The sequence below is a fragment of the Hyphomonas sp. genome (assembly GCF_040882205.1).
Lineage (GTDB): Bacteria > Pseudomonadota > Alphaproteobacteria > Caulobacterales > Hyphomonadaceae > Hyphomonas.
Genome location: NZ_JBBEBT010000334.1, coordinates 1 through 7,177, shown reverse-complemented (window position 1 = coordinate 7,177; position 7,177 = coordinate 1). Strand labels below are relative to the sequence as shown.

Sequence of the window (7,177 nt, the reverse complement as noted above, 5' to 3'; positions counted from 1 at the left end):
GGCCGGGTGGCGGGAGGTACGGCTTCTTCCTGCATTTGAAGGCGTCGCCAGCTTAGCATGCGAACGCCGGGCGCGCCTGCAGCCGGTCATAGGAGCGCGTCACATTGGCCAGATCGGCGCGGGTGATGGGAGCCTTGAGCCAGCGGTGGACGGCGAGGCCTATTGCTGCCAGCGTTCTGGCGCCGCGCAGGTAATGCGGGCGGGATGCGAGTTGCGCATCGAAGTCGCGCATCAAACAATTTCACTCGTGCACGGACTTCTGAATTCCGGCCCGATTGTCATAGCCCGGTCGTTTTTTCACGAGGGTCTGAACGGCGGAACGCCAGGCTATTTTCAGGCCATGCTCAGGCCATGCTCAGGCCATGTTCAGTCCAGAGATCATCCAGTCCATCCAGGTCTCGACTTCAGCGCGGCGAGCAGGATCGGCGGGCAGCAAGTCGCTGCCATGCTTCGCCGCAAGATAGCGGCAGATCGCATTGGACTGGGGCAGTACTGTATCACCCTCGATGACTACGGGGGTCAGCGCCTTCGGATTGAGCGCGAAAAATTCCGCTTCGCGCAGGGACCGCAAGCCGGCGCCGCAGTCTTCGCGCTCATACCCGATGCCAGGTTCGTCGCAGGTCCGCACAACCTTGCGCACATTGATCGAGCTTGCACGGCCATCGACCTTGAGCAGGGCTGTCCTGTGTTGCATGGATTGAGTTAGATCGCAGGCTGGATCGGCCCTTCGGCTCGTCCGTGTACGAACTGGTCCACATACTCGTTGCCGCTGTCGTAAACCGCCGAAGCCGGGCCGCGCCAGATGATCTTGCCTTCGAACAGCATGGCGATTTCGTCGGCGATCTTGCGCGCCGAAGCCATGTCGTGGGTTATCGACACCGCCGCCGCGCCAAGACCGCGCACCATTTCCACGATCAGGTCGTTGATGGCGTCTGCGGTGATTGGGTCGAGGCCGGTGGTCGGCTCGTCGAAGAAGATCAGGTCCGGTTCGGAGATTATCGAGCGGGCGAGCGAGACGCGTTTCTGCATGCCGCCTGAAATCTCCGCCGGGTAGAGCCCCGCAACGTCCGACCCCAGACGAACCTTTTTCAGCGTCCCGATGGCGCGCTCTTTCGCGTCCCTGCGTTTCGTGCCCTCGGCATTGATCAGGCGGAAGGCGACATTTTCCCACACGGTCAGCGAGTCGAACAGTGCGCCGGACTGGAACAGCATGCCGATCCGCGCCCGCATTTTCTCGCGCGCCTTGCCGGTTGCCTTGGTCACGTCCTCGCCGTCGAAGAAGATCCGGCCCATGTCCGGCGTCATCAGGCCGAGCGCGTTCTTCAGCATCACGGATTTTCCCGAGCCCGACCCGCCAATGATCACCAGGCTCTGTCCGCGCGTCACATCAAGGTCGACGCCGCGCAGCACCTGCTTGGTCCCGAAGAACTTCTCCACACCGTCGAGTCTCAGAAGCGGTTCGCTCACAGGCCGATCTCCACGAAGAGGGTGGACAGCACATAGTTGAAGGCCAGCACCAGCACCGCCGCGCCGACCATCGAGAGCGTCGCCGCGCGGCCGACGCCGGTGGCGCCGGCCTGGCTGCGGTCGCCCTGGTAGCAGCCCATGATGGCAATTATGCCGCCGAACAGCACGGCCTTGATCAGGCCGACGAGGATGTCCTCGCGCGTCACGAAGTCGATGGTATTGCGCAGGTAGACCGTCGAGTCGAAGCCGAGGCCGTAGACGCTGACCAGCCAGCCGCCCATTACGCCGATGATGTTGGCGGCGACCACCAGCAGGGGCAGCGTAAAGACTGCGGCCAGGAAACGCGGGGCGTAGAGATAACGGTAGCGCGAGGCCGACAGCGTCTCCAGCGCGTCAATCTGCTCGGTCACCCGCATCGCGCCGATCTCGGCGGCAATGCCGGCCGAGACGCGCCCCGCCAGCATCAGGCCGGTGATCACCGCGCCGAGCTCCCGCGAGATGCCCAGCACCACGATATTGGGCACGAATTGTTCGGCGCCGTAGCGGCTGCCGCCTTCATAGATGTTGAGCGCGAGGGCCGCGCCGATAAACACGGCGGAAAGGCCCACCACGGGCAGGGAGTAGAAACCGATCCGCACCATCTGGCGCAGGATTTCCCCGCCATACCAGCGCGGCGTGAAGGCTGCGCCGTTCACGCGGCCGGCAAAGACGGCCAGCCGGCCGATCTCGGCGAACAAGCCCAGCGTGATGTGGCCGGTGAACTGGAAAGGGTTTGCCATGATCGGCCTCAGCGATAGTTGCGTTGCACGCGGGGGCCAAGCCCGGTCAGCAGCTCATAGCCGAACGTGCCGCACGCAGCTGCCTGCGCTTCCAGTCTGGCGTGCTCGCCCAGGAATTCAACATGCGCCCCGGGCTTTATGCCTTTCGGGCCGTCGGTGATGTCCAGCGTCACCAGATCCATCGAGATCCGCCCGGCAACCGGGCAGGCGACGCCGTCCACCCAGCCCATCAGCTTGCCCGCGCCGCTGCGCATCAGGCCGTCAGCATAGCCGATTGCGCAGGTTGCCAGCATACGGTCCTGCGTCAGCAGATAGGTGGCGCCATAACCGACGGCGCTGCCCTTGTGGCCCTTGAACACGCTGATGATGGTCGCTTCGAGCACCACGGCCGTCTTCAGGGTGACATTGGCGGGCGGCGTCGAGCCGCCATACAGCGCGATGCCCGGCCGGGTAAGGTCAAAGCCATAGCCCTTGCCAAGATAGCAGCCAGCCGAATTGGCGAGGCTGGCCGGCGTGTCTGGGAAGGCATCGGCTACTGCCTCGAAGGCCCGGCGCTGCAGCAGGTTGGCCGGGTTCTTCGGATCGTCGGCGCAGGCGAGGTGGCTCATCACCAGGACGGGCGCGAGGCGGCGCAGCGCGGTGGCCTCCGTATCGATCATCGCCAGCGGCAGGCCAAGCCGGTTCATGCCGGTATCGACATGCAGGGCGCAGGTGCCGCGCGGGGCGGTCGACCAGAGTTTCAGGTGCAGCTCGCTCGACAGCACGGCCGTCAGTTCGGCGTCGCGGTAGGCGGCCAGTTCGCCCCTCGCGGGGCCGTTCAGTACGAAAATGCGCGGGCCTTTGCCCAGCGCCTTGCGAAGGGTCATGCCCTCTTCGAGATAGGCGACGAAAAAGGTCTGGCACCCGGCGATTTTCAGCGCGCGGGCGACCTTCGCCGCGCCGAGGCCGTAGGCGTCCGCTTTCACGACAGCCGCTGTCGTCGCGCCCGGATGCAGGCCATCCAGGGTGCGCCAGTTGTCCACGATATTGGACGTCAGCACGGTCGCGCGGGGTAGAAAGCTCATGGGATCAAGCGCTAGGCGAGATTGCGGCGAATGTCATCCCAGCTATTTGCGCCCTTCGTGATGGGCAACCCAGGCCGAACCTTTCATGTTCCAGACCGGCGTGAAGAAAACCATCCAGAGGATCAGCGCGATCATCCCGCCGGCCGGCACCACGGCAATCTTCTGCGGCCCGAACACGTCGACGAGGGCGCCCATCAGCGCGGCGCCGAAGGGCGCCCCGGCCATGAAGCCCAGCTGGTAGATCGACAGGACGCGGGCAAGCTTCGCCTTGGGCGCCGAGTCCTGCACAATCGACCGGCTCATGGCGATGGAGATGCCGGCAGCGAGACCCCAGACGAAGACGATGGCCAGGAAGAACCAGTGCGGGACACTGCCCATCATCATCAGGATGCTGGCCGATGCGATGAACTGGGCAATGAGCAGGAGGCGCCCCTGCCGCTTGATGCGCTTGAACACAGCCAGCACGGCGGAGGAGACGAATGCGCCCATCCAGAAGGTCACGAACATGTCCCGGATGCCGGACGAGCCGAAATGGTAGACGTCGCGGTTGATGATGGGCAGCACCACAAGGAAGGAGCCTATGACGAACACGCCGACGCCGAACATCAGCGTCGTCATTGCCCATAGCTTGGGATCGGCCCGCACGGCGCGCATGCCGTCCAGGATATCGCCTAAGGTCGAGCCCGGGCCCTGGCGCGCAGACCGCACCGGGCGGCCCCGCGCTAACATCAGAGCGAAGCCCGCGCCGCTGATCAGCACGAAGCCCTGCACCGCCAGAAGCGTTTCGGCAGAGATCGGCCCGATACTGAACCCGCCCAGCCGGGCAGGCATCTTTGTCGCGCGGTCGGCGTACCCCGCGAGGATCAGGCCCGCGATCTGGGCAAGGAACTGGGCCATCGTTGCCAGCGTGACACCCAGCTGCAGCGTGACGCCGGAGCCGACCCGGCGGCGGCGTTCAACCACTTCGTTCACGATGGAATCGCGCGCCGGCATCATAAAGGCGCCAATCGTGCCGATGGTCAGCGCGTAGAGGATCATCGCGGTATAGGTCAGCTCGCCCGGCTCGACAAAGAAGGCGAGCATCAGGGCGGGGCTCGCGGCCAGGAGGTGCAGCAGCAACAGCAGCCGCCGCCCGTCGGCGCGTTCGGCCACCACGCCGCCAATCAGCAGGAAGATCACCGAGGGCAGCGACAGCGCCATGTTGGCGAGGCCCAGCGCCAGCCCGTCCATGTTGAGATGGTCGCGGCCGGTGATGAGATAAGGAAACAGCACCAGCTGCAGGCCGAAGGCGAGGAACCAGCTGCACTGCACGGCCAGATAGCCCGGCAGCTCGATCTTGACGTCCCGGCGCAGACGCTTGGCGCGCCAGTGCGTTGCGCCCACGAGGAAGCTGGCGCCGGCGCCGAGGGCTTCGCTGAGGCCGCTTACGGGAGAGGTCACGTTCTCAGACGCTTCCTCGGCCATTTCGTCGACAATCTTTTCGATGTCGCCGCTCATATGCTTACGCTCCCGCCAATGGGGCGGGACAATAGGTAGGCTGGCCGGTCATGGAAAGGGGCGCTGGCCGCGGCACGCAAGCCCGGCCATGAACAGTTCGGTTGCCTTGGTTTTGCCCTGCCGCTAGGCTCTGGTTCGGCTTAAGCGTCGAGGGGGGGGCCAGCCATGAGCGCATTCCGCCTGTTGGCCAGCTGGTTGCTCGCGCTGCTGCTTGCGGCGTTCTTCCTGCATGTTACCATCCATCCCTGGCCCGCGATCACCCACGGCTACGTGAAACTCTACGACGCTCCGGGCGAAAACCTGCCGTTCACGGCGCTGGCGCGCGGGACCGGCGTCACCCTGTTCGAGCCGGCCGGCAGGCTGGCGTCCGGCATCCTGGAGCTGATCGCCGGCGTCCTCCTGCTGTTCCCGTTCAGCCGGCGCACCGGGGCTGGCCTTTCGGTCATTCTGCTCGGCGCCGGGGTGGCGCTTCACCTGTCGCCCTGGCTGGGGCGCAAAATCCCGCTTCCGGAAGGCGGCACCGATGGCGGCACCCACTTCCTTATCTATGTGATCGCTTTGTCCGTCAGCCTGCTGCTGCTGTTCGTGCATCCGGTCAGGCGCACCCGCTACTGACAACGCGGGCGCCTGGGCGAAAAAGCTGAAAAATTAAGGCTGGTCCACGTCTCGTTAACCCTTCTGCGCCAGATTCCGGGAGACTCCGGAAGGTTCCGGAAGGTTCCGGCAGGCTTTCCAGCATGAGCGACACGTCGCAATCTTCCGCGCCCAAGCCGCCCAGCGCCGCCCAGGATGCGCTGGTCCGCCGCCTCATTGACGTCGTGGCGATGCCGGGTTCCCGGATTGCGCCGCAGGACCGGTCGATGGCAGGCGATATCCTGCTCGACATGCTGCTCCACGTTACCGACCGGGAACGCAGCCTGTGCGCCTCCCGCCTCGCCGTTTGCCGCGACGCGCCGCGGCGTGTCCTGCGCTACCTCGCCCAGTGCTCCTTTGCCGTTGCCCGTCCGCTGCTCGAGGAGAGCGATGCGTTCGATGCCTGCGACCTTGTGGAGATCTGCCAGAATACAACGGTCGAACACCGCATGGTCGTCGCCCGCCGCCGAAACCTGTGCGTCACGGTCACTGCCTGCCTCGCGCAGGTCGGGGAGGCGGTTGTCGTGCGCGAACTCCTCGCCAACCGGAATGCGTCGCTCGCCGAAATCACGGTCGACCGTCTGGTCGCCGTATCGCGCGACGAGCCGTCCTTCTGCGCCATGCTGGCCGACCGGACCGAACTACGCTCCTCGCATGCGATGGCGATGTTCTGGTGGTCCGACACGGCCACCCGCCGGAAAATCCTCACCCGTCAGGCGGCCGACCGCTCCGAGATGATCTCGATCTGCAGCGACGTGTTCGAAATGGCCGCCGCCGAGGGCTGGTCCGACCCCGTCACGCGCAAGGCGCTGCAGCTGATCGAGCGGCGCCAGCGCAACCGTGCGGCGATAGAACGCAGTCCCTATGACAGCCTCGAAGGCGCACTCGCCATCGCCGCTGCGGAGGGGGTCGACAGCGAAACGGCGCTGGAAATCGGCTACCTTGCCGGCATCAAGCCGGTCACGGCGGCCAAGATCCTGTCCGATCGGGGCGGAGAGGGGCTGGCGGTGCTGTGCAAGGCCACCGGCCTGAAGCGCGAGTACCTCAGGATGCTCTGGACCGCGCTGCGCCGTCCGATGGAAACCGCCGCCGGCGCGCCTGATCCCGCCTTTGCGGTCGTTGCCGAGATTTATGAAGTTCTGTCGGTCGCCAAGGCTCAGACCACGCTTCGCTACTGGAACTGGTCGCTGTCGGCGGCCTATTCTCCCCGCGCCCTTCGTCAGGCGCAGGATCTTGGCGCTCCGGCCAACGAAATAACCGAATACTCGACCTCCCAGCGAACGGCACGTCTCGTTTTCGGAAATTAGGACGCTCCTGAGCAAAACAGGCTTCCCAAGCCTTGCGCAGACGATTAGGTCAGGCGTTCACCCAAAGGGACTGATCCAGGCAGAGGGGCGCTGTGGCGTACTTACTCGGAATTTTCTTGGCCATTGGCGCGTTCTGGATGGGCAACTCCGGCCATTATACGCCGTTGATGCTCGCCTTTGCGGCGATGTCCATCGCGATCACGCTGTTTCTTTGCGCGCGGTTGCAGATCATTGACCGCGAGGGCGCGCCCTATGTCCGCCTCGCCGGATTCATCACCTATGTCCCCTGGCTGACCTTGGAAGTGATCAAGTCGAACTGGGTGATGATCAAGGCTTGCCTGCGCGCCGATCTCGATATCAGTCCGGCGCTGGTGAAAGTGAAGACGATCTGCAAGTCTGACCTCGCCAAGGTTACTTTCGCCAATTCGAT

The 7,177-nt window shown here is 64.8% G+C and carries 9 protein-coding genes; 3 read left to right on the top strand and 6 right to left on the bottom strand.

Annotated features, from left to right (window positions below; all coding sequences use genetic code 11):
* Positions 1 to 52: 52 nt before the first annotated feature.
* The 6 genes from WEA77_RS14555 to WEA77_RS14530 all read right to left on the bottom strand — a co-directional run bounded on the left by WEA77_RS14555 (position 53) and on the right by WEA77_RS14530 (position 4,807).
* On the bottom strand, positions 53 to 232 hold the full coding sequence (locus WEA77_RS14555) for a hypothetical protein (RefSeq protein ID WP_368068597.1): 180 nt from the start codon (positions 230 to 232) through the stop codon (positions 53 to 55).
* A gap of 123 nt (positions 233 to 355) precedes the next feature.
* Positions 356 to 694, bottom strand: a complete 339-nt coding sequence (locus tag WEA77_RS14550) for a glutathione S-transferase N-terminal domain-containing protein (RefSeq protein WP_368068596.1) — start codon at positions 692 to 694, stop codon at positions 356 to 358.
* Positions 695 to 702: 8 nt separating this feature from the next.
* Positions 703 to 1,467 (bottom strand): ABC transporter ATP-binding protein, encoded by a 765-nt coding sequence (locus WEA77_RS14545; RefSeq protein ID WP_368068595.1) that lies wholly within the window; start codon positions 1,465 to 1,467, stop codon positions 703 to 705.
* Positions 1,464 to 2,246 (bottom strand): MlaE family ABC transporter permease, encoded by a 783-nt coding sequence (locus tag WEA77_RS14540; RefSeq protein ID WP_368068594.1) that lies wholly within the window; start codon positions 2,244 to 2,246, stop codon positions 1,464 to 1,466. Before WEA77_RS14540 ends, WEA77_RS14545 begins: the two co-directional genes overlap by 4 nt.
* Positions 2,247 to 2,254: 8 nt before the next feature.
* Positions 2,255 to 3,310, bottom strand: a complete 1,056-nt coding sequence (gene alr / locus WEA77_RS14535; RefSeq protein ID WP_368068593.1) for an alanine racemase — start codon at positions 3,308 to 3,310, stop codon at positions 2,255 to 2,257.
* A gap of 42 nt (positions 3,311 to 3,352) precedes the next feature.
* Entirely contained in the window at positions 3,353 to 4,807 is a 1,455-nt protein-coding gene (locus WEA77_RS14530; protein ID WP_368068592.1) for an MFS transporter, read from the bottom strand.
* A gap of 165 nt (positions 4,808 to 4,972) precedes the next feature.
* On the opposite strand from WEA77_RS14530, the gene WEA77_RS14525 reads away from it, so the two are divergent.
* The 3 genes from WEA77_RS14525 to WEA77_RS14515 form a co-directional block, all read left to right on the top strand.
* Positions 4,973 to 5,422: a hypothetical protein gene (locus WEA77_RS14525; protein WP_368068591.1), complete on the top strand. Its 450-nt coding sequence runs from the start codon at positions 4,973 to 4,975 to the stop codon at positions 5,420 to 5,422.
* Between the two features lie 122 nt (positions 5,423 to 5,544).
* Positions 5,545 to 6,747 carry a DUF2336 domain-containing protein gene (locus tag WEA77_RS14520; protein WP_368068590.1) on the top strand — a complete coding sequence of 401 codons (1,203 nt, stop codon included), beginning with the start codon at positions 5,545 to 5,547 and terminating at the stop codon, positions 6,745 to 6,747.
* A gap of 116 nt (positions 6,748 to 6,863) precedes the next feature.
* Positions 6,864 to 7,177: Na+/H+ antiporter subunit E (locus WEA77_RS14515; RefSeq protein WP_368068589.1), on the top strand; the 314-nt coding region annotated here is incomplete at its 3' end.

Bases quoted from the DNA above. Each gene is read 5' to 3' on its own strand.
- WEA77_RS14530 (WP_368068592.1), bottom strand. From the start codon at position 4,807: ATGAGCGGCGACATCGAAAAGATTGTCGACGAAATGGCCGAGGAAGCG.
- alr (WP_368068593.1), bottom strand. From the start codon at position 3,310: ATGAGCTTTCTACCCCGCGCGACCGTGCTGACGTCCAATATCGTGGAC.
- WEA77_RS14555 (WP_368068597.1), bottom strand. From the start codon at position 232: ATGCGCGACTTCGATGCGCAACTCGCATCCCGCCCGCATTACCTGCGC.
- WEA77_RS14525 (WP_368068591.1), top strand. From the start codon at position 4,973: ATGAGCGCATTCCGCCTGTTGGCCAGCTGGTTGCTCGCGCTGCTGCTT.
- WEA77_RS14540 (WP_368068594.1), bottom strand. From the start codon at position 2,246: ATGGCAAACCCTTTCCAGTTCACCGGCCACATCACGCTGGGCTTGTTC.
- WEA77_RS14550 (WP_368068596.1), bottom strand. From the start codon at position 694: ATGCAACACAGGACAGCCCTGCTCAAGGTCGATGGCCGTGCAAGCTCG.
- WEA77_RS14520 (WP_368068590.1), top strand. From the start codon at position 5,545: ATGAGCGACACGTCGCAATCTTCCGCGCCCAAGCCGCCCAGCGCCGCC.